Annotated in this window: 20 protein-coding genes; 15 read left to right on the forward strand and 5 right to left on the reverse strand. The window is 30.6% G+C overall.

Annotation, left to right across the window (positions count from 1 at the left end; genetic code table 11):
• Positions 1-8: 8 nt before the first annotated feature.
• From ACJDUG_RS04890 to ACJDUG_RS04940, 11 genes are all read left to right on the forward strand, one after another.
• Positions 9-911 carry a PTS system mannose/fructose/sorbose family transporter subunit IID gene (locus ACJDUG_RS04890; RefSeq protein ID WP_406768784.1) on the forward strand — a complete coding sequence of 301 codons (903 nt, stop codon included), beginning with the start codon at positions 9-11 and terminating at the stop codon, positions 909-911.
• 120 nt (positions 912-1031) lie between these two features.
• Entirely contained in the window at positions 1032-1445 is a 414-nt protein-coding gene (locus ACJDUG_RS04895) for a PTS sugar transporter subunit IIA (protein WP_406768785.1), read from the forward strand.
• Positions 1446-1451: 6 nt separating this feature from the next.
• Complete coding sequence (locus ACJDUG_RS04900; RefSeq protein ID WP_406768786.1) at positions 1452-1940, forward strand: PTS sugar transporter subunit IIB; 489 nt, start codon at positions 1452-1454, stop codon at positions 1938-1940.
• A 100-nt stretch (positions 1941-2040) separates the two neighbouring features.
• Complete coding sequence (locus ACJDUG_RS04905; RefSeq protein WP_406768787.1) at positions 2041-2844, forward strand: Cof-type HAD-IIB family hydrolase; 804 nt, start codon at positions 2041-2043, stop codon at positions 2842-2844.
• 237 nt (positions 2845-3081) lie between these two features.
• Positions 3082-5232: a family 2 glycosyl transferase gene (locus tag ACJDUG_RS04910; protein WP_406768788.1), complete on the forward strand. Its 2151-nt coding sequence runs from the start codon at positions 3082-3084 to the stop codon at positions 5230-5232.
• 72 nt (positions 5233-5304) lie between these two features.
• The gene (locus tag ACJDUG_RS04915) at positions 5305-6378 is read left to right on the forward strand and encodes a HEAT repeat domain-containing protein (RefSeq protein WP_406768789.1); all 1074 of its coding nucleotides are present in this window, start codon (positions 5305-5307) and stop codon (positions 6376-6378) included.
• 3 nt (positions 6379-6381) lie between these two features.
• On the forward strand, positions 6382-7782 hold the full coding sequence (locus ACJDUG_RS04920; protein WP_406768790.1) for a glycosyltransferase family 2 protein: 1401 nt from the start codon (positions 6382-6384) through the stop codon (positions 7780-7782).
• Positions 7783-7862: 80 nt separating this feature from the next.
• Entirely contained in the window at positions 7863-8402 is a 540-nt protein-coding gene (locus ACJDUG_RS04925) for a ferritin family protein (RefSeq protein WP_406768791.1), read from the forward strand.
• Between the two features lie 77 nt (positions 8403-8479).
• Complete coding sequence (locus tag ACJDUG_RS04930) at positions 8480-9082, forward strand: TetR/AcrR family transcriptional regulator (protein WP_406768792.1); 603 nt, start codon at positions 8480-8482, stop codon at positions 9080-9082.
• Between the two features lie 217 nt (positions 9083-9299).
• Positions 9300-10004, forward strand: a complete 705-nt coding sequence (locus ACJDUG_RS04935) for an ABC transporter ATP-binding protein (protein ID WP_406768794.1) — start codon at positions 9300-9302, stop codon at positions 10002-10004.
• Between the two features lie 105 nt (positions 10005-10109).
• Entirely contained in the window at positions 10110-13295 is a 3186-nt protein-coding gene (locus tag ACJDUG_RS04940) for an ABC transporter permease (protein ID WP_406768795.1), read from the forward strand.
• 177 nt (positions 13296-13472) lie between these two features.
• Here ACJDUG_RS04940 and ACJDUG_RS04945 read toward each other — a convergent pair whose 3' ends face one another.
• The 4 genes from ACJDUG_RS04945 to ACJDUG_RS04960 all read right to left on the reverse strand — a co-directional run bounded on the left by ACJDUG_RS04945 (position 13473) and on the right by ACJDUG_RS04960 (position 16197).
• On the reverse strand, positions 13473-13733 hold the full coding sequence (locus ACJDUG_RS04945; protein WP_406768796.1) for a glutaredoxin family protein: 261 nt from the start codon (positions 13731-13733) through the stop codon (positions 13473-13475).
• A gap of 140 nt (positions 13734-13873) precedes the next feature.
• Positions 13874-14398 carry a hypothetical protein gene (locus ACJDUG_RS04950; protein WP_406768797.1) on the reverse strand — a complete coding sequence of 175 codons (525 nt, stop codon included), beginning with the start codon at positions 14396-14398 and terminating at the stop codon, positions 13874-13876.
• A 195-nt stretch (positions 14399-14593) separates the two neighbouring features.
• Positions 14594-15646 (reverse strand): DUF4179 domain-containing protein, encoded by a 1053-nt coding sequence (locus ACJDUG_RS04955; protein ID WP_406768798.1) that lies wholly within the window; start codon positions 15644-15646, stop codon positions 14594-14596.
• Positions 15647-15657: 11 nt separating this feature from the next.
• A complete protein-coding gene (locus ACJDUG_RS04960; protein ID WP_406768799.1) occupies positions 15658-16197 on the reverse strand; it encodes a sigma-70 family RNA polymerase sigma factor in 540 nt (179 codons plus the stop codon).
• A gap of 410 nt (positions 16198-16607) precedes the next feature.
• Here ACJDUG_RS04960 and ACJDUG_RS04965 point away from each other — a divergent pair, with 410 nt between their 5' ends.
• Positions 16608-17069: a methylated-DNA--[protein]-cysteine S-methyltransferase gene (locus ACJDUG_RS04965; RefSeq protein WP_406768800.1), complete on the forward strand. Its 462-nt coding sequence runs from the start codon at positions 16608-16610 to the stop codon at positions 17067-17069.
• A 262-nt stretch (positions 17070-17331) separates the two neighbouring features.
• Positions 17332-19044 (forward strand): methyl-accepting chemotaxis protein, encoded by a 1713-nt coding sequence (locus ACJDUG_RS04970; RefSeq protein WP_406768801.1) that lies wholly within the window; start codon positions 17332-17334, stop codon positions 19042-19044.
• A 54-nt stretch (positions 19045-19098) separates the two neighbouring features.
• Here ACJDUG_RS04970 and ACJDUG_RS04975 read toward each other — a convergent pair whose 3' ends face one another.
• A complete protein-coding gene (locus ACJDUG_RS04975) occupies positions 19099-19377 on the reverse strand; it encodes a LapA family protein (protein ID WP_406768802.1) in 279 nt (92 codons plus the stop codon).
• Positions 19378-19567: 190 nt separating this feature from the next.
• Here ACJDUG_RS04975 and citG point away from each other — a divergent pair, with 190 nt between their 5' ends.
• Both citG and rpsD read left to right on the forward strand, forming a co-directional pair.
• Positions 19568-20440: a triphosphoribosyl-dephospho-CoA synthase CitG gene (gene citG, locus ACJDUG_RS04980; protein WP_406768803.1), complete on the forward strand. Its 873-nt coding sequence runs from the start codon at positions 19568-19570 to the stop codon at positions 20438-20440.
• Between the two features lie 267 nt (positions 20441-20707).
• A complete protein-coding gene (rpsD, locus tag ACJDUG_RS04985) occupies positions 20708-21289 on the forward strand; it encodes a 30S ribosomal protein S4 (RefSeq protein ID WP_406768804.1) in 582 nt (193 codons plus the stop codon).
• Positions 21290-21471 lie beyond the last annotated feature (182 nt).

Raw genomic sequence — 21471 nt, forward strand, 5'->3', positions numbered from 1 at the left:
AGATTAAAATGAGTGACGAAAAAAGAATAAAAGTTCAAGATTCTGAAGTTGCAGAATCTATAGATAGAAAAAGAGAAGCTCCTGAGGAAATTACAAAGGGAGATTTAACTAAGAGCTGGTTTAGATGGTGGTATGCAAATGAAATTCCACATACTTACGATAGAATGCTGGCACCTTCCTTCCTTTGGGCTATTACACCTATATTAAGAAAGCTCTATAAGAATAAGGAAGACTTAAGAGAAGGATATGAAAGACACTCTCAATTCTTTAATACTCAGGCTCAATGGGGCGGCGGAACTATCCTTGGAATAACTTCATCCTTAGAAGAAGCTAGAGCTAAGGCTTTAGCAGAAGGAAGAGAAGAAGAGGCAGTTACACCAGAAGTAATAAATAGTACAAAGATAGGATTAATGGGACCTCTAGCAGGTATAGGCGATGCCATAGACTCAGGTACCGTTCAGTATATATTTATAGCAATTGCACTACCATGGGCTCAGGCAGGAAGCGCTATGGGTGCACTATTCCCATGGATTGCCTTTACTCTTGTAACCTTTTTATATGGAAATTACTTTACAAGACTTGGCTTTAAATTAGGTCGTACTGCTGCATCTGAAATTATCGGCGGCAAGAACATGAGAAAAATTATAAGCGGCTTATCCATACTTGGCTTATTCATGATGGGAATTTTAGCAGCTTCTTATGTTAAAGTTAGCGCTACCTATGCATGGACTATTTCTGGAAAGGCATTCAAGCTTCAGGATATTTTAAATTCAATACTTCCAGGTTTATTACCATTACTAACTGTTGGTGGAGTTTACCTATACTTTGATAAGAAGGGCTTAAAGATTACAAGAGCACTTGTTGGTCTTTCAGTAGTTTTAGCAATTCTTGCAGTTTTAAGAATTCTATAAGATAATATAAAGATAAAAACATGTCTCCCTTTCATGAGGAATATTCTTTAATTGGAAGGGGGACACTTAAATCAACTCAAAATATAATAGCTATAAATTATAGAGAAGAGGCGAAAGTATATGAAGAAAAAAGCTGGGCTAATAATTACTCATGGGCTATTTGGTAAAGAATTACTAAATAGCGTTGAGATGATTATGGGAGAACAAGAAGATGTAAAAGCTTTAGGCCTTAGTTTAGGTGATAGTGTTGACGAGCTTAGAGCTGCAGCAGAAAATATAATCCTTGAAAATCAAAAGGCTGATATGGATACAATATTACTGGTAGATATATTAGGGGGAAGTCCATCTAATGTAGCTTTATATATGTTAAAGAAGTATAATAATATTAAACTTATTACAGGAGTAAATATGCTGGTGCTAATAGAATTTTTACAATCCAGAGAATCTAATGAATTAGATGATTTGATGAATTTAATGATTACTTCTGGCACTGATGGAATAAAAAAGTTTGAAAACAATATGGAAGGAAAGTGATTTTTAATGGGTGAAGTAGTATTAGCAAGAATTGATGATAGACTTATTCATGGACAGGTAATGACAAAGTGGTCAAAGGGAATGGGAACAAATGCATTGTTTGTTGTGGATAACGCTACTGCAAAGGATCCATTTATGAAGGATATATATATGATGTCAACAGCAAATTCAGGCATGACAATTAAGGTATTAAGTAATGATGAAGTTGTTGAATACTGGAATACAACGAATTTTGAAAAGTATAAGGCAATACTCCTATTTAAGACAATTGCTGATGTAAAAGATGTTATAGACAAGGGACTTCCTGTTAAGAAATTGAACCTCGGTGGAATTGCAAAAACAAAGGAATCTAAATTTGTTATTCCAAATGTAGCAGTTAAACCAACTGATTTTGATGTGCTAAAAGATATTGAAAATAAAGGTGTAGAAGTATTTTTTCAAGTAGTACCAGATACAAAAGCTGTTTCATTAGCTGATGCAATTAAAAATTACTAATGTTTTAAGCAGCGGTTTTGATAAGGCTCTATTGAAGTAGCAGCTTCAAGATGCAATCAAAAACTAGTAATGCTTAATGTAGCAGGGGGAGGGAGCATAAGTGGCTAAGGACAGCTATAATTTTAAAAACGTTAAATTAGTTGCTTTGGACCTTGATGGTACATTACTTAATAACCATCTTGGCATATCTCAAAGAACAAAAGAAACTTTAAAAGGTTTATATAATAGAGGTATAAAAATTGCCTTAGTTTCGGGAAGACCCTATAAAGCTGCCGATTTAGTTAGAGAAGATTTAGATATAGATATACCTATTGTGGCTTATAACGGAGGTAGGATAATTATTCCAGGAGGAAAAGAGGTTTTTACTGATAAAATTCCTTTAAAAGAGGCATTGAAGGTTATAAGATACGGAGAAGAAAGAGATTTATACGTTAAAGTTTATATTGATGACGTTTTGTATATAAAAGAGCCTGATAAGAGATCTATTGATTTTTCTAAGAGCAGAAATATTAATTATAAGGTTGTTGGAAAATTAAGCGAAAATATTAAAGAAGATGTAAATATGATCATCATCTATTATAATGAAGATATTAACGGTGCAATTGATGATGAACTAAGAGACGTAGATGCTGCTATTACTACATCAGCACCTTTTGCTCTAGATGTAATTCCAAAAGGAATATCTAAGGGAAAAGCTCTTAAGATGATAGCAGAGCTATTAAATATTAAAAGGGAAAATATCTTAGCAATGGGGAACAGCTTTAACGATATCGACATGTTAAAATATGCAGGTATAGGAATTGCTGTGAAAAACTCAGACATAAGTTTATTAAAAGAGTGGGACAACGTATCTTCCTACACTAATAATGAAGATGCAGTTTACCATGCTATAAATGAAATTTAATAATAATAATAAAATGGCATCCATATTACTTATTTGTAAGATAAGTAATATGGATGCCATTTTTTATTTTTGCAAAATTCAAAAAATAGCTTGAGAGAAATTATTAAATAAGATATAATTATCTTATAATAATTATTATCGATAAAACAAATTAATAAATATATAAGAATTCATAGTACAAGCATATAAAAAAGTAAAGTATTAACAAAATATGTTTAAGATTTAAGAGGTGAATTTATGAATGGGAAGATAAAGAAAAAAACTTTCATAATAGTCATAATCATAATCATAATAAGTGCAGCAGCTGTAGTTGGTATTAAGTTTTATAACAGCAAAAATAAGAATAATAATGTGTTTACAGATAGCGATTCTATTAGGTACATATCTAAAGTTGATACAAAGAATTTTTACAGCTATAAAGACAATAAATGGGAAAAAGATTTTATAAAAGGAGTAAATATTGGAGCCGGAAAGCCAGGAAGTTTTCCAGGAGAATTTGGAATAACTAAAGAGGATTATTTAAGATGGTTTAAAGAAATTAGTGATATGAATGCTAATGCTATAAGAGTTTATACCATATTAACTCCTGACTTTTATGATGCTCTGTATGAATATAATCAAAATTCACAAAAACAACTATACTTATTTCAAGGAATATGGGTCAATGAGGAGGATATAGCAAATATAAATAATGGCTATGATCCAAAAATTAAGGATAAGTTTATTGAAGATACTAAGGCCATAATAGATATAATTCATGGCAATAAGACTTTAACCAAAGTTCCAGGTTATGCAGGTGGAAAGTATGAGAAGGATATATCCCCTTATGTAATGGGATTTATATTAGGAATAGAATGGGATCCTGACTTTGTTATAAATACAAATGAAAAAAATAAGGACAAGAATAAGTTTGATGGGAAATATCTATATACAGAAGGAGCTTCTCCATTTGAAGCCTTATTATGTGAAATTGGAGAAAGCGCTGTAGACTATGAAACAGGTAAATATAAAATGCAAAGGCCTGTAAGTTTTACTAATTGGATTACAACAGACATGCTTAAACACCCTAATGAACCAAGTGAAAATGAAGATAAGGTATCAGTAAATATGGAGCACATAAAAAAGAAAGATACCTTTAAAACAGGGTTATTTGCTTCATATCATATTTATCCATATTATCCTGATGGTATAGTTTATCAAAAGGATTATGCTAATTTTAAAGATAGCAATGGAAAGATAGACACCTATAAAGCTTATTTAAGGGACCTTAGAAAAGAACATAGTATGCCTGTACTTGTGGCAGAATTTGGAGTTCCTGCTAGTAGAGGAATAGCTCACAAGAATGTATATACCGGATTTAATCAAGGAAATCTTACTGAAATAGAACAAGGCGAAATGGAGTCCTCAATGCTTAAGGATATTTACGATGAGGGTTATGCAGGAGGAATGATTTTTGCTTGGCAAGATGAGTGGTTTAAAAAAACTTGGAATACTATGGACTTTGATTTAGCAGATAGAAGACCTTATTGGGATAATGTAGAAACTAATGAGCAGCATTTTGGTTTACTTGCCTTTGAGCCTGGCAATAAAACATCAATTTGCTATATAGACGGTAATATTGATAACTTTAAAAATGATACTCCTATTTCTAAAAGTAAAGATGCAGAGCTCTATGTAAAATCAGATGAAGCCTATGTTTATTTTATGGTAAAAGCTAATAAATTTGATTTTAGTAAAGACAAGGTAATAATACCCATTGATACTATACAAAATCAAGGAAACAGTACCTTTAAAGAATATAATGTAAGCTTTGGAAGACCTGCAGATTTTGCAATAGTTATTGACGGTAAAGATAATTCAAGGATAATGGTTGACTCATATTATAATAGTTTTTACTATTTATATAATAAAAAACTTAATATGATTCCAGAAGACAAAAATTATGATACAAAGGACAGCGGTATTTTTACTCAGATGTATTTATGCATAAGCAGACCTTTAACATTGCCTGAGGACAAGATAGTAGTGCCATTTCAAAGGGTTGAAACTGGAAAGCTTAACTATGGCAATGGCAATCCTAGCAGCAAAGATTATAATTCACTTGCTGATTTTTATGTAAAGGATAATGTAATAGAAGTAAGAATACCATGGCAGCTTCTGAGTTTTATGGATCCTTCTTCAAGGATGATTATTGACGACCTACATAAAAATGGAATTTCACCAATTAAAATTGATGGAATCTATGCTGGTGTTAGTGTAAAAAGGGATAATAGTAGTGAATATGTAGATATGAAGCTATATAATTTAAAGACTTGGGAAACTCCAGTATATCATGAAAGGTTAAAACAGTCTTACTTTATTCTTAAAGATGCCTTCAGTAAGTATTAAGGAGGTTATTTATGAAAATGAAGAAAAATAAGTTTTCCTACTTGGATAAAATAAATAAGGTGGTGATAGTTTATGTTTTCAAATAATATGCAAGCTTTTATACTTATAAATATATATGTTTTATTTGTTATCAATGCTTTTATACTTATAGCTATATTTTATCAAATTATTAAAACAAAGATTGTAGAAAATAGAAATAGTAAAATTATAGCTGAAATAAGCTCACTTATTTTCAAACATATAGAAGAGGCTGGAGACCTACTTGAGCTAAAAGCTGTAACAAATAGTACTTATAGAAAAATGATTGCTATTGACATATTAATTGAGTGTTCGGAAAAGGATAATAATGATATTAGTGAAATTATAGAAGAATTAAAACTAGATTTATTTTTAATTAATAAAATTAAGAGAAGTCCAAATTTGAAATATCTAAGAAAGCTAGCATTTATGAAAGTGGCTTCTGCCTATGAAATCCTTTTACAGTATTCAAACTCGGAAGACTTAGATATTAAGTATACCTGTTATTTTGGACTGTCAATGTTAAATGTTGAGCAGGATAAAAAGTATTTTATAATTCACAAATTAGTAAATTCAGATATATTAAGTGATAGAATTATTGAAATATTGAATAGAATTAAGTTAGAATTTGAAGAGTGGCTTAAGCTTCTAGAAGCGGAAGAAAGCGAAATTGGGAAAATAATCTTCTTAAAAATCTTAACTGGCAGAGAAGAATTAAAAACAGAAGTATATTCTGACAGACTTGTAAAATTCTTAAAGGACAAAAAAGAGGTAAGAATTGCTGCTGTAACAGCTATATGCAGCAGTAAAAATCAAATATATATAGATGAGCTTTATGACATGTTTATGTCAGAAAAAGAATGGGAAGTTAGAGTTGCTATAACAAAGGGAATGACTAACTTTGATTCAAAACTGATTAAGGACAAGTTAATTTATATGATAAAAGATGAGGAATGGTGGGTTAGATTTAATGCAGCTAAGGCAATATCTTCAATGGGCGAAGAAGGAATTTATACATTAATTGAATTGTCTATAGATAAAAATGATGAAGATGCCTCAGCACTAGCATATTATTTTCTTAATTCTAACAAAGATATTTATGAAACAGTAAAGAATATAGGAGGATAATAGATGGATATATTAATAAAGATAATTAATGTAATTAGTATTTTTTTACTTACCTATTTTTTCATTATCAGTATGCTTTATATTGTTTTAATAGTATTATCTACAAGACGACTTAGAAAGTTTATAAATGTTGCTAATAATGATATTACTATAATCAGCAATTATACAAAACCAATTTCTATAATAGTTCCTGCCTATAATGAGCAAGAAACTATAATAGATAATATAAAATCTCTTTTAGACCTTGATTATCCAATATTTGAAATAATATTAGTTAATGATGGTTCAAAGGATGAAACTTTAAGCAGGGTAATCAATCACTTTAACTTAAGAAAAATAGACCTAGAAGTTAATATGCAAATTCCATGTGAAGAAATTAAGGGGGTTTATGGATCTTTTGAAATAACTAATTTAGTAGTTGTAGATAAGGCAAATGGAGGTAAGTCAGATGCTCTAAATGCAGGAATAAATGTAGCAAGATATCCTCTGTTTTGCGGAATAGATGCAGATTGTATAATTGAAAAAAATGCTTTATTAAGGATAGTTAAACCATTTTTAAAACATGAAGAAACTATAGCAGTAGGGGGGATAGTAAGAATTGCTAATGGTTGTACCTTTAAGGATGGAAATTTGCAAAAGGCTAAGCTTCCTAGAAAGGCTATTGTTGTATTTCAGATTGTAGAATACTTTAGAGCATTCCTAAGCAGCAGAATAGGCTTAGAACGAATTAATGCTTTACTAATAATTTCAGGTGCATTTGGGGTTTTTAAAAAGTCAGCTGTAACTAGAGTTGGAGGGTATAGTAAAACCATAGGTGAAGATATGGAGTTAACTTTAAAACTACATGAATATTACAGACGGAACAAGCTTCAATACAAAATAGATTTTACCTCAGATGCAGTATGCTGGACACAGGCACCAGATAATTTAAGCAGTCTTAGAAGTCAAAGGGTTAGATGGCATAGGGGACTTATAGATTCATTGCTTAAGTATAAGAAAATGCTATTTAATCCTAAGTATGGTATAGTAGGTATGCTGTCCATGCCATATTTTATACTAGTTGAAATGTTTGGACCAGTAATAGAAACAACAGGGTATATAATATTAATTCTTTCTATAGTTTTTGGAATTCTATCAAAGTTCTTCATTTTTGTATTTTTAATGGCATACTTATATGGTCTTTTATTTTCACTTTTTGCAATTTTATTAGAACAACTTTCGTATAAAAGGTATAACAAGGCCTTTGAGATAATTAAATTAATATTTTATAGTTTCTTTGAGCAACTTTCTTATAGGCAATTAACAGTATTTTGGCGTGTACAGGCTTTCTTTAACTTTAAAAAAGGAAGCAAGAATTGGGGTTATATAAAAAGAACCTCTTTTGCAAACGATAATAAACAGTAAAATAAGGCATTAACTTTGAAATATAAAATATACCTGTTTTAAAATGGCTGCTTTAAGCTAATATAAAACAGGTGTATGTTATGTTTAGAGTGCCTGGAAAAAGAGAATGTTCAAAAACATCCATTACTTATATTGGAGGACAACTTGACATTATTAGAGTAGGAGAAGATATAATGGGACTTAATGAATTTTGTCAAAATATGATTCAAATAGAAGAAAACGCAAGAGTGTTTTATGAAGAGCTAGCTGGTTTCTGTGAGGATAGGATTAAGGAAACAGTTATAACTTTTGCCAAGCAGGAAGAAAAGCATAAGGATATAATTGAGGAGTTATTTGGGAATATTGAAAATGTTAATCTTGATTTAAGCGAGAAAGCTAAAGAGATAATTAGAGAGCAAGAGGAATTTATTAAAAATAATAATAAAAATATAAATTTCGGGAAAGAAAAGGAATTTTTCAACTTTGCTTTTTCAATAGAAATGAAGGGTATTGATACTTACAGTGAAATTATAAAAAATTTTAAAAAGAATACAGAGGAATATAATTTGTTTAATAATTTAATAGAAGAGGAAAAAAAACATATGCTTTTTATATTAAAAAAGCTTCATGAACTTAAATAAACTAACTTTTTTACCTATTAATTTTATTGACAGTATTCATTACTTATATTAAACTAAAAGAGAACGGAGGTTTTCTAATGCAATATTTAAAAGAGGAAATTAAAATGAAAATATCCGAAGAAGCCTTAAAGGAATTTAAACTAAGGGGTTATAAAGGTGCGTCCATAAGGGATATTGCTAAAAACTCTGCTACATCAGTAGGTAATTTTTATAAATACTTTAAAAGCAAAGATGATTTGTTTGAAAATCTTATTGGCTCTGTGTACCTTAAGCTGATGGAATATACAAATCAGTTTAATAAAGTGGAATTTAATGACAATACAGAAAATATATTTTATGAACTTATGGAAAAAATAATGGAGATCTTTCAGGAGAACAGTACAGAGCTAACTATTTTGCTCAATAAAAGTGAGGGTTCTAAATATGAAAACTGCAAAAGTACTTTTATAGATTTCATAACAAGAATTGTAACCGAAAAGTGTAAATATGAGCTGTCACTTGAAAATAAAGAGCTAAAAGATAACTTCATTATTTATCTTATTGCTTATAATATAGTGGAGAGTATCTCTATCATTTTAAGAGAAAAAGAAGATGGCAGGGAAGTCAGGATACTTATTATTTATATGATAGATATTCTTTTTAAGGATATTAACAGCAAACTGGAAATTAGGGGAAAATAGGAAAAACTATTGAAGCATTAAAATCTTAATGTTTTAAATAGCAATTTTCATTTAAGATTTATAATGAATGAAAAGCAGGTATTAATTTATATAATTTACCTGTTGTGGAACGAATATAAAATTAGCTGTTACGGGAGTAACAATTTTTTTGAATTAAAAGAGAACCACGGTTCACTAAAAAAGTAATAACTCATATATGCCATTAAAGGAGAATAGTATGGAAAGCTTTATAGAACTAAAAAATGTTGAAAAAATTTACTCAATGGGAGAAGTAATTATTAAAGCAGTGGATAATGTGTCCTTTTCTATTGAAGAGGGTGAATTCGTTGTTATAGTTGGTGCCAGTGGTGCAGGAAAGACTACTATTTTAAACCTTCTAGGAGGTATGGATGAGGTATCTTCCGGCAGCATATATGTTAATGGGAACGAAATAAGTAAATATAATAAAAAAATGCTTACAAAATACAGACGTGAGGATATAGGCTTCGTGTTTCAATTTTATAATCTGGTTCAAAACTTAAATGCACTTGAAAATGTGGAACTTGCAGTGGAAATCTGCAAAAACCCAATGAAGCCTGAAAAGGTGCTTGAAGATGTGGGACTTACAGAGAGAATGAGCAATTTTCCTTCTCAGCTTTCCGGGGGAGAGCAGCAGAGAGTTTCTATAGCAAGAGCTCTAGCTAAGAATCCTAAGCTTCTGCTTTGTGATGAACCCACAGGAGCACTAGACTATAACACAGGCAGGGCAATACTTAAGCTCTTATCAGATACCTCAAAGAATTACAATATGACAGTTATTGTTATTACACATAATTCAGCTATAACTCCAATTGCTGATAAAGTCATAACTGTTAAAAACGGCAAAATTGCAAATGTTAAGAAAAATCCTAACCCAATACCAATTGAAAGTATCGAGTGGTAGACAAAAGTTTTTCAATTAAAGAGAGTATTAATTGCTAGTAATAAAGTGTTTGTTAAAAAGCTGTAAGTATACTAATAAAGTTGATAGGAAGTTAAGAGTGATATTATGAAACTGACATTTATAAAAAATTTATTTCGAGATATAAAAAAGACTATTTCTAGGTTCTTATCCATAGTAATAATTATAGCTGTGGGAGTAGCCTTTTATGCTGGTGTGCGGGCTACTAGTCCAGATATGAAAATTTCCGCTGATTATTACTTCAACCAAAACAACCTTATGGATTTTAAATTAATTTCAACCCTTGGTTTAACTAAAGAGGATGTGCAGGAAATCGGAAAACTAAAGGGTATAAAGGCAGCTGAGGGTTCACATTCCATAGATGCAGTATTCGAAAAAGATAAGCATTCCTTAGTGCTAAACGTTAATTCTTTGCCAGCTAAAGACGGCATGAATATTATGAGAGTTGTAAATGGGAGAATGCCTGAAAACAGCAACGAGGCCATTGTTGAAGATAAATTTCTTAAGGATAATAAGCTGAAAATTGGAGACGAAATAGAGCTTAATTCTGGCAAGGACACCAGCATTTTAGATGATCTTAATAATAATAAATTCAAAATAGTTGGAACAGCCCAGTCTCCACTTTATTCGTCAGCACAAAGACAGCTTAGCTCAGTTGGAAATGGCTCAGTAAGAGGTTTTGTTTATATACTACCAACTGTATTTAAAAGCGATGTCTATTCAGAAATCTATGTAAAAATGAGCAGCATTACTTCTAATACCAGCCTCTTAAATAATGAGGACTATAAAAAGGCTGCAGATGAAATAGAAAAAAAGCTTAAGGACATTGGTGCTGATAGAGGTAAAATTAGATATGATGAAGTGTTAAAGGATGCAGAAAGTAAAATAAATGATGCAGAAGTAAAATTAGAAACCTCGAAAAAGGAGGCTGCAGATAAATTTGCTGAAGGTTATAAAGCTATTGAGGCGGCGCAAAAGAAATTAGATCAGGGGAAGATTGAGCTTAAAAATAATGAATCACTTTTTAATAAGAAAATAGCTGATGGACAAAAGCAATTGTCAGAAGGCAAAAATCAGCTTTCAGTAAGTGAAGCTTCCCTTAATTCAGGAATTTCAGAGGCAGCAGCTAATATTTCTAAAGGCATTGAAGCCAAGGTAAATGAGGCAAAGATGCTCCTAGACTCGGATCCGCAAAATGAAAGTTATATTCTGCAGTACAACTCCTTAAATGGAGTATATGAAAAGGACATTAAAGGTAAAGACTTCTATAGCATGTATAGCGCATTAAAAGCTGATGGTGCCTTAGTACAAATTAATTCCTTTTTTAATCTTGATGAACTTAAAAATAACTTTGATAATGCAAGTACACAAATTGCAGTAAATAAGAATAAGCTAGCAGCTTCAGAAGCAGAACTATATAGTGCAAAGCAAGATGGGCTAAAAAAGTTAAATGATGCAAGAAAGAAGCTTGAGACTGGGCAAAAGGAACTTGATAAGAATATAAAGGAATTAAAGGATGAAGAAGCTAAGGCAAATTCTAAATTTAAGGATGCTGAAGCTGAAATTCAAAAAAATAAGGAAAAGCTTAAGGATATTAAAATACCAAGCTTTTATGCACTTGGTAGATCTGCAAATATAGGATATGAAACCTATAGACAAGACAGCGATAGGATTAGCAACATTGGTAAGGCGTTCCCCCTTATATTTTTCTTAGTAGCAGCTCTTGTAAGCCTTACAACTATGACAAGAATGGTTCAAGAGAATAGAACTGAAATAGGAATTTTTAAGGCACTTGGATATTCTAGATTTGCAATAGTGTCCCATTATTTAATTTATGCACTAATTGCAAGTCTTACAGGAAGTTTAGTAGGATTATCCTTTGCCTTTAGACTGTTTCCGCCGCTGATTATGAATGCCTATCAATCTCTATATACTATACCTTATGTAATTACTTCCTTTAATTATGAGTTTGCTCTTCAGGCTTCATTAATAGCTGTGCTGTTTACTACTGCTGCGACTGTTGCTTCAACCTTAGAGGAATTAAGAGAAGCTCCAGCTTCCTTAATGAGACCAAAGGCACCTAAGTCAGGGAAAACCATTTTACTTGAGAGGATAAGCTTTATATGGAAGAGACTAAGCTTTACAGAAAAGGTTACTGCAAGGAATTTATTTAGATATAAGCAGAGGCTTCTTATGACAGTAATAGGAATTGCAGCTTGTACGGGGCTGATGTTAACAGGCTTTGGCCTAAGAAGCGGTGTTACAAATGCTATGGGAAAGCAATTTAGTAAGATTTATAAATATGATATGACAACCTCCTTTACAAAATCCATAGATGAGTCTGATAAATATAATATAGAAAACAAGGTAATGGGTATTTCAAATGTTAAATCAATATTGTTTACCTATTCCAAAAATGCCACAGTTAAGAATAAAAATAATGAAAACCAAGATGCCTATATAGTAGTTCCTGAAAATAAGGAGAAGCTTAACAATTATATTGATCTTACAATAAATAGCAACTCCTTAAAGCTTGATGATAGCGGAGTAATAATTACAGAGAAGCTTTCAAATCTTGTTAATAAAAAGGCTGGAGATACAATAGAAATTACCTTAAATGATAAGGTAATAGAAGCTAAAATATCTGCGGTAACTGAGCATTACCTATCTCATTTTATTTATATGAGCCCTGATTACTATAAGAAGATAACAGGTGAAAATGCACAGTTTAACGGTTTTTACGGCCTTATAAAAGATACCTCTGAAAATGCAGAAAATAATACTTCAAAAGCAATAACTGGTATTGAAGATGTAGGTTCTGTAAGCTTCAAAAACAATGTCCATCTAGACTACAACAAGAGCATGAACAGTATAAATTCAGTGGTATTGATCTTAATAATATCAGCAGGGGTGTTGGCCTTTGTTGTAATTTATAATCTTACAAATATCAATATCAGTGAAAGAAAAAGAGAATTGGCCACAATAAAGGTTTTAGGGTTCTACAATAACGAGCTTGCAGCCTATATATATAGGGAAAATATTCTATTAACTATTATAGGAAGTATAGTTGGAATTGGTTTTGGAATAATTTTAAACAGTTTTGTTTTAAATGCTGCTGAAACAAATGTAATGATGTTTTACAAAACAATAGATCCAATTTATTTCCTTTATTCAGTTTTACTTACCATTTTATTTTCTGCCATCGTAAATATTGCTATGTACGGAAAGTTCGATAAGATAGACATGATTGAATCCCTTAAGAGTGCTGAATAAGCTTTAATTAATAATACCATGCTTGTGAACTAAACCAATAAAAACGGACATTGTGAAAATACCCCTAATTGTAGGATAATAAAACTACGATTGGGGGTATTTTTATACCATATATTTCAGCAGCTAATAAACAATCCAGTTATATGAAGATTAGACTTTCAGCATTTAGAAACTTAATTATTCACTAGCTTTTTCAAAGACCCTTCTAATTACATCCTTTGTGGTACCGCCTTCAAAAATTTTAGTTTTATCAATGTAGTAGGTTGGGACGTAGTAATAATCATATTTTTTAGCAATTTCAGGTTGACGTTCCTCGTCAATTACCTTTACTTCAATACTTGCATATTTTGGATTTTCATTTCTTAGTTCATCTATCCAAGATAGTGCCCTTTTGCAGTGGGGACACCAGTCAGTTATAAACATTGTTACAGGTTTCATTAAAAACACCTACCTTTATCATTAGAATGTATTAATTTAGCCTTATTATACATCAAATAATCTCAAAATAATAGGTGTTATTATCGGAATATTATTATTCCTTAGAAATTAATGTTTAAGAATATTGCAGATTCCTTTTTCTATTTCTGTAAATCAGATTTATTTACAGAAACAAGAACAATATATCTTTGGAAACCATTCAAACATGCAGTGCTAATGCTTAAATTATTATCTAGATCTTGTATAATAACCTTAGGCTGATGTTTCTCTATTTCTATCTTATATATTTGATATGCCGCCGCATAAACGTCATTTTTAGCACTAAGCGCTGAATTATAAATTATAGATTCCTTTGTAAAATCTACTTTATCGCTAGGAAGTCTATAAGAAATATCAGCATATTTGAAATCATGATTTACAGAATTTTTATCAATAAAATATTTGTCTATAAAGTCCGTCCATTCCTTACTTGTGTTAAATACAATTGTCCCTATAGGGAACCCATTATCACTATTACTTTGCTCAGTATTAGTTTGCAATACAAAGCCAGCATAAAGATACTTAAATGGAATTGAATTGTTTTGGTTATTTTTCACAGGCTTAGCGGTACATCCAGTCATAATGAATAAAAGAAAAAATACTACAGTAATTCCCTTTTTAAACATTTATAAATCTCACCCCTAATAAAACATATTAAAAGTTTATATTATTATTATATCTTAAGCACAAATGTAATTCCAATATTTTCTATAAGCAATTAATAATAGAATATAAGCAAATCTTTAGACATATTAATTTTAATACTAAATACACATTGCCAAACTTCTACTTTTCCTACACCCATTATAAATGCTTTATTACTAAATTGTTGATAAATCTACATCAACACCGTTATCCTTTAAAAAGGTCATCTTTTTATTTTCATAAATATGGGGTATAATTTTAATCTTTTTAGTGGTATTTTTAATTATATACTCATACATCGAATCACCTGTTTCAATACTTCCTCCCGAATTTAAATCAAACTGGTTTCCACTTTCATCAAAAAGTGTAAAGCCATACATGTACATTTTTTCTTTGGGACCGTGTTCATCGCATATTAACTTTACTGAATATGGAGAATATCTTAATTCCTTTAGAAATATGTTTACTTCATCTCCAGCATAATTTATTGATATTTCTTTATTAATAGGAATAGTCTTTATTAAATCTGCCATAGCCTTACCACTAGAAAGAAAATCAATACTCCAATTCCCATTTATAATTCTATTACTTTCGCCATTAATTTGAGTTCTTAGCTGTCTGCAAACAAATTTAACATTATATGTTTTGTTTAAATCTACCTCATTAAAGTCTTCGGTCATTAATATGTCAACTGTACCATCGTCATTATACTGCATTTTGAATCCACCACTACGGTCCACTAGCTCTTTACCATCTACAAATACCGTTATTCCAGTTGGTATTATATTTAAATCACCATTTTGTTCTATACTCAATTCTTTTCTATCAATACCACTACTATCAATCCTTAGGCTTGCAATTATTTGACCATAATCAAGCATAACTTCATTGATGCCAAATGTAACACCTTTATCAGTAACAGATTTTACTACTTTAGTTGTGTAGCTCTCTATATCATTATCACTTTTATTGAAGAAGCTTACAATATTTACACCAATTGAATTTATCTGTGCCCTTACAGACTCATTACTAAAAATCATACTACTAGCAATGGCTATGACTAAAGAAGCCGCTATTATATTTTTTTTGGCAACTTTACTGTTATTTCTCTTTATTTTATTTATAAATCTTTTCTTTATCCTTGCTGTATCTAAATCAGTTACGTTAACTTGTTCATATTCATCAAAGTCCATCACAATATCATTAAAAATATCAAAATCATTGTTCATAAACTCACCTCTTATATTAATGTTTCAGTTTTACTTCTTAATTTTTTTCGTCCTCTTGACAACCTGTTATATACTACTGAGGCTTTCATATTCATTTCTTTTGAAATGGAGTATATGTCCCTTTCTTCAAGGTAGTGTTTTATAAAGATTTCCTTATCATCATCTTTTAAATTATTTAATAAACTTTTAACTTCTGCTTTTAATTCATTCTTTAATAAGTCATTTTCTACATTATCGCTAGCTTCAAATGAATATATATCAATGTCTTCATGTATAAGTCCCTTAATATATTTCTTTTTATAATTAATAGCATTATATTTAGAAATGGCGCCTATCCAATTTTTGAAACTATTCTTATCTTTATTAAAGCTGTCTATGTTGTTCCATATAGCAAGTAATATGTCATCAATACACTCTTCTTGTACATTTTGCAGGTTAAATAAATGCTTTCTTACTATAGTGGTAATTAACCCACCATAGATATCAATAAGCATTTCCATGCCTTTTTCATTTTTCTTCTTTATATAATTTATAATTAAGCTATCCTCCATTATTTAATCTCCTCCTTACGTATAAGAGCTCTTACACCTATTAATACAATTTATATATATATTTTCTATCAATATATTCTGAAAAATTTCTCATAAAGAATTGCAAAGATAATGTGAGATTTCTTATAAAGTCATTAAAAGTTCTCTTAATTTATACTTAACGTAACTACAACATAATCCAATTGTATATTAACTGATTAATTTTGTATATTATTGGTATATTACACCCCTTAATATTTTAAGGCTAAAACTAATGTAGGGTGGAGGTTTTGACCCATTATATGTTATAATATCTTTAGTTATAATGGCTCATCAGTATATGTGATCTATGTATTTTATAAGAAGTGAGACTTAAATATGAAAACTAACTGAGCTGCAGTGTATATTACATTTTGGGAAGGTGCTAGTACATGAATAATGCATTTTATTACGAAACTAAAATTGGGAAAATAGGAATTGTTGAAAATGGTACAGCAATTACTCGTGTTGATTTTGGAGAAATAATTCCTAAGGATGTAAGCCTATCTGAAACAGCTTTGCTTAAAAAAGCAAATGAAGAACTTCAGGAATACTTCGATGGGAAAAGACAAGTGTTTGATTTACCTCTTGCACCAGAGGGTACAGAATTTCAGAAAAAGGTGTGGAAGGTTCTGCAGGAAATTCCATATGGCAAAACTTATAGCTATAAGGATGTAGCTATAAAAGTAGGAAATGAGAAAGCATGTCGTGCTGTGGGTATGGCAAATAACAAAAATCCAATCGCAATTTTTATACCCTGTCATCGAGTTATTGGGTCTAATGGAAAACTGGTGGGGTATGCTGGAGGCCTCGACGTAAAAGAAATGCTATTAACAATGGAAAAAGCTTTATAACGACATTCACATAACTTATTAATTAAGAGTGACTGTAATTTTTTCAGGAAGCTAAAGTTCATTTATCCTTTAGCTAAAATTATAAAATGTAATTAATTTTTGTTGTAAAAGTACAAGCAACATGAAACAGTTTTAAATTTCATGCTGCTTGTATTTTATTCTTTTACTAGGGCTATTAATTTGACATAATATAGCGAATAATGTAATAATAGCATGGTATGTGGATATTTTGTTAATGATATTGAATATTGGGGGAATATGGATGAAATTTATCGGGAATTTATCAATTAAGGTAAAATTAGTAGCTGGATTTATATCTATTGCAGTTTTGCTTGGAGTTGTAGGAGTTTTGGGAAGTTATGGAATAGGTAAAATTGAAAAGGATGCAGAAACAATCTATAGCTATAATCTTCAAAGTATTGATGAATTACATTTAATCAAGGAAAACTTACTAGATATAAGAGGATATCTAGTAACAGCTGTATTATCTAGAGATTCTGCTGAAATACAAGATGCTGTAAATCAAATAGATTCATTAAAAAATATTAATACAAAATACATAGACTCTTATAGTAAAAGACCTCTTTCTGATGATCTTCGCAAAACCTTTAATGATTTTAATAACTTAATGGAGAACTATAGAACTAAAAGAACAATTGTCTTAGATTCAGTGCAGCGTGGCAAATTTGACGAGGCAAATAGTGAATTGGCTGGAGTAACTGATGTTAGAAAGAATATGTTTACAAAGCTTGATGAACTAATAACAAAAAATCAGGAAATGGCTAGGCAAGCTGATATAAATAATAAAGCATTTTATAAGCAAGAAGTTATAATAATGTATTCTGTTATTGTCTTTGGATTAATTTTAGCAATTGCAATTGGGTTAGTATTAGCACTTTATATATCTAGAGTAATAAAAACCGGTTTAGAATTTGCTGAAGCTATGGGAAAGGGCGATTTAACACATAACTTGGAAGTTAAAACCAATGATGAATTAGGAAAATTAATCAAGGCTTTAAATACTGCAAAAGAAAACGTTAAATTAATGATTCAAAATATAATAGAAGAATCACAAGAAGTTACAGCATCAAGTGAAGAATTGTCTGCTACTATGGAAGAAATGACAACAAATTTTCAGAATATTGATCAGAGTACATCCATTATTGTACAGAATATACAAGAGGTAAATGCAATTACTGAAGAACTATCAGCAACTATGGATCAAGTTAATTCAGGAATTAGCCAATTGTCCTCAAATTCTATGGAAAGCAGTGAAGAATCTATCCAAATTAAAGAGAGAGCTTCTGTGATAAAGCATAAGGGATTTGAATCTAAAAATATAGCTGATGATTTATATGAAGAAAAACAAAGAAATATTATAAATGCTATTGAAAAAGGCAAAGTTGTAAGTGAAATTAATATAATCGCTAATTCTATTGCTTCAATTGCCGAACAGACTAATTTATTAGCTTTAAATGCTGCCATAGAAGCTGCTAGGGCAGGTGAGCAGGGAAAAGGCTTTGCAGTTGTAGCAGATGAAGTAAGAAAGCTAGCAGAGCAATCCTCAGATTATGTTGGAAAAATCCAAGGTGTGGTTTCAAATGTGCAGGAGGCTGTTGATAATCTGTCAGTTAACGCAAAGGATGTATTAGATTATATTGACAGCAGGGTTAGAAAAGATTATGATCTATTAATTGATACGGGAAACAATTACGAGAAAGATGCAGTTTATGTTAATGAATTGTCTCAGAATATTGCATCTATGACAGAGGAATTAAATGCATCTACAGAAGAAATATCCAGTGTAGTACAAACTATTGCAGGAAATATGCAAAATAATACTGAAAGTTCAGAGGCTATTTTAGCAAGCATGAATGAAACCAATAAAGCTATTGAACAAGTTGCAATGACCGCTCAAAGCCAGGCAGAAATAGCTGATAAGTTAAGCAGATTAGCTTTAAGTTTTAAAATATAAAATAATCATGGTAATGAAAATGGCATGTGTGATAATAACACATGTCATTTTCATTTATTGCACTTTCTCATCTTTTAATTTCAAATTTTCTTGTTTAAGTAGCTGATTATCATTAGTAATTTTTTTTATTTCTTTTTTTAGTTTAAATTGTTTAACTAGGCCAAGCATTGCAGCAATTACTGCACCAAAGGCCGTAGAAATAAATATAATTATTGCCAGTGAAAAATTATAGGTTGCAAAAAAAACTTTCACAGGAACAGCACCAGCGTTCATAACCGCAAAAATTACAACCAGAACAGAAGCGATAAGAGATAAAATAAAATATAGCTGCATAGGAATGTTTACCTCCTTATGTCTTTTTATTTAATTATACTTAAGTAATTAACATAACTCAATATTTAATACCGAATTAGAAATAAGTAATAAGTTCATATGGCTGCCATTAAAAAAATGAATTATAATAAAGTATAATATAATATCAGCTGGAAGTTTAACGGGTTTGCAGCTGTCTTAGGAGTTAGAAATGAAAATTGAGAAAGTAATTACATTAAAGGAAGCATCTCAAACAATTAGCAGCTTTGCTGTGCAGGCAATGCTTTATGAAGTCAGCTGTTACCCTTCTCCAGGATTAGTATCTCCCATATCTAATGGGGCCCATAAGGATATGAATTATTTTACTTTTATAGACAGTATATCAGCACTTAGTAAGTATTTTGTATTATTTGCTGAAGTGGGATATTCAGATGAGAGCTGTAAAAGTATTTTTAATTCTATACGAAGTATTGGCATAGAGGCCGAAAAGGATATGTTCAATAAAACAAAGGGAATAAATACTCACAAAGGTATGCTGTTTCTAATGGGCATAGCCTGTGCTGCATCTACTAAGGCTATTTATGAAAAAAAAGGCTTTAACGGAATACAAAATATTATTAAAGAGATGACAGCAGGTATTGTTGAAAAAGAACTTTCTGTATTAAAGGAAAATGGTGATTTATCCCATGGCGAAAAGCTGTATTTGAAATACAGAAATGAAGGTGTCCGAGGAGAAGTGGAGAAAGGTATTCCCACTGTTTTTAACTTTTCCTTAGAGTACTATAAAAAATCCTTAGACTTAAGTGAAAACGACAGATTAGTAAATACCTTAATTGGAATTATGCAAATCTGTAATGATTCCACAATAATACATAGACATGATCCTAAGGTACTGCAGATTGTAAAGGAGAAGGCTAAGGACATAATTAATGATGGCGGAGTGAGGACTATTAAAGGCAAAGAGAAGATAGAGGCACTATGTGAGGAATTTATAGAGAAAAACATAAGTCCAGGGGGCAGTGCTGATTTACTTGGAGTAACTGTGTTTTTAAATTTAGTAGAAGAATATATGAATAAATTATAACATTATCTAACAACTTATTATATTGTGATTATTCTAAATGTAAGGTTTAAGAAACACTTAATTAATAAATTAAATATTGATTATATATGCTTTTAAACATAGTTATACTTTTCTTTATTTCTGTAAGTGATAAATATTATCATTTACAATTTAATCTCTATATGCTATTATAAAATTACGGCTGACTGGCGCCAAATTACTACCGCGATAAAAATACTAGGGCTATGCCTACTTAGCATATGCTCTTCAATTATTGGAGGTATAAAAATGGCGAAATATATGGGACCTAGGTTCAAATTAGCAAGACGTCTAGGTGTAAATGTATTTTATCACCCTAAGGCCTTACAAAGGGGTGTAAAAAAACAAAACAAGCTTTCTGAGTATGGGGAGCAGTTACTAGAAAAACAAAAGTTAAAGGCATACTATGGTGTGCTGGAGAAACAATTTAAAAAGGCTGTATTTGATGCATTAAAATCAAAAGAAAAATCCGAGGATATTTTGATTCAAAGCTTAGAAAGAAGACTTGACAGTGTAGTATATAGATTAGGCTTCGGATCAACCTTGAGACAAGCAAGGCAAATGGTTGGTCATGGCCATATTCTCGTAAATGGGAAAAGGGTTAATATTCCTTCTTACAAAGTAAGTATCAATGATGTAGTAGCCTTAAGGGAAAAATCTCAAAAGGTAGAAACCTTTACATCTAACTTCATAGCTTCAGGACTCACTGTAAATTATATGGAGAAAGATACAGATCATTTCTCAGGCAAGTTTTTAAAACTTCCAAATACAGAAGAGGTTCCTGTAGAAGTTAAATATTCAAAGGTTCTTGAGTTTTATTCTAAAAATTAGAAAAAAATAGTGGCATGCACATGAGCAACAATTCATGTACATGCCACTATTTTTATTATTTTAATTTTATAAAAGTGTGTCACCATATGTTAAAAGCTGTATTATATTGATATTTTATAGTAATAAGTGTAAGATATAGGTGATATTATTAAAATTTATAAAATTAATTTAGAAGTAATTTT

This window comes from Candidatus Clostridium stratigraminis (assembly GCF_045310675.1).
Taxonomy (GTDB): Bacteria; Bacillota; Clostridia; order Clostridiales; family Clostridiaceae; genus Clostridium_AT; species Clostridium_AT stratigraminis.

Bases quoted from the DNA above. Each gene is read 5' to 3' on its own strand.
- ACJDUG_RS04890 (WP_406768784.1), top strand. From the start codon at position 9: ATGAGTGACGAAAAAAGAATAAAAGTTCAAGATTCTGAAGTTGCAGAA.
- ACJDUG_RS04895 (WP_406768785.1), top strand. From the start codon at position 1,032: ATGAAGAAAAAAGCTGGGCTAATAATTACTCATGGGCTATTTGGTAAA.
- ACJDUG_RS04900 (WP_406768786.1), top strand. From the start codon at position 1,452: ATGGGTGAAGTAGTATTAGCAAGAATTGATGATAGACTTATTCATGGA.
- ACJDUG_RS04910 (WP_406768788.1), top strand. From the start codon at position 3,082: ATGAATGGGAAGATAAAGAAAAAAACTTTCATAATAGTCATAATCATA.
- ACJDUG_RS04915 (WP_406768789.1), top strand. From the start codon at position 5,305: ATGTTTTCAAATAATATGCAAGCTTTTATACTTATAAATATATATGTT.
- ACJDUG_RS04920 (WP_406768790.1), top strand. From the start codon at position 6,382: ATGGATATATTAATAAAGATAATTAATGTAATTAGTATTTTTTTACTT.
- ACJDUG_RS04925 (WP_406768791.1), top strand. From the start codon at position 7,863: ATGTTTAGAGTGCCTGGAAAAAGAGAATGTTCAAAAACATCCATTACT.
- ACJDUG_RS04930 (WP_406768792.1), top strand. From the start codon at position 8,480: ATGCAATATTTAAAAGAGGAAATTAAAATGAAAATATCCGAAGAAGCC.
- ACJDUG_RS04935 (WP_406768794.1), top strand. From the start codon at position 9,300: ATGGAAAGCTTTATAGAACTAAAAAATGTTGAAAAAATTTACTCAATG.
- ACJDUG_RS04940 (WP_406768795.1), top strand. From the start codon at position 10,110: ATGAAACTGACATTTATAAAAAATTTATTTCGAGATATAAAAAAGACT.
- ACJDUG_RS04945 (WP_406768796.1), bottom strand. From the start codon at position 13,733: ATGAAACCTGTAACAATGTTTATAACTGACTGGTGTCCCCACTGCAAA.
- ACJDUG_RS04950 (WP_406768797.1), bottom strand. From the start codon at position 14,398: ATGTTTAAAAAGGGAATTACTGTAGTATTTTTTCTTTTATTCATTATG.
- ACJDUG_RS04955 (WP_406768798.1), bottom strand. From the start codon at position 15,646: ATGAACAATGATTTTGATATTTTTAATGATATTGTGATGGACTTTGAT.
- ACJDUG_RS04960 (WP_406768799.1), bottom strand. From the start codon at position 16,197: ATGGAGGATAGCTTAATTATAAATTATATAAAGAAGAAAAATGAAAAA.
- ACJDUG_RS04965 (WP_406768800.1), top strand. From the start codon at position 16,608: ATGAATAATGCATTTTATTACGAAACTAAAATTGGGAAAATAGGAATT.
- ACJDUG_RS04970 (WP_406768801.1), top strand. From the start codon at position 17,332: ATGAAATTTATCGGGAATTTATCAATTAAGGTAAAATTAGTAGCTGGA.
- ACJDUG_RS04975 (WP_406768802.1), bottom strand. From the start codon at position 19,377: ATGCAGCTATATTTTATTTTATCTCTTATCGCTTCTGTTCTGGTTGTA.
- citG (WP_406768803.1), top strand. From the start codon at position 19,568: ATGAAAATTGAGAAAGTAATTACATTAAAGGAAGCATCTCAAACAATT.
- rpsD (WP_406768804.1), top strand. From the start codon at position 20,708: ATGGCGAAATATATGGGACCTAGGTTCAAATTAGCAAGACGTCTAGGT.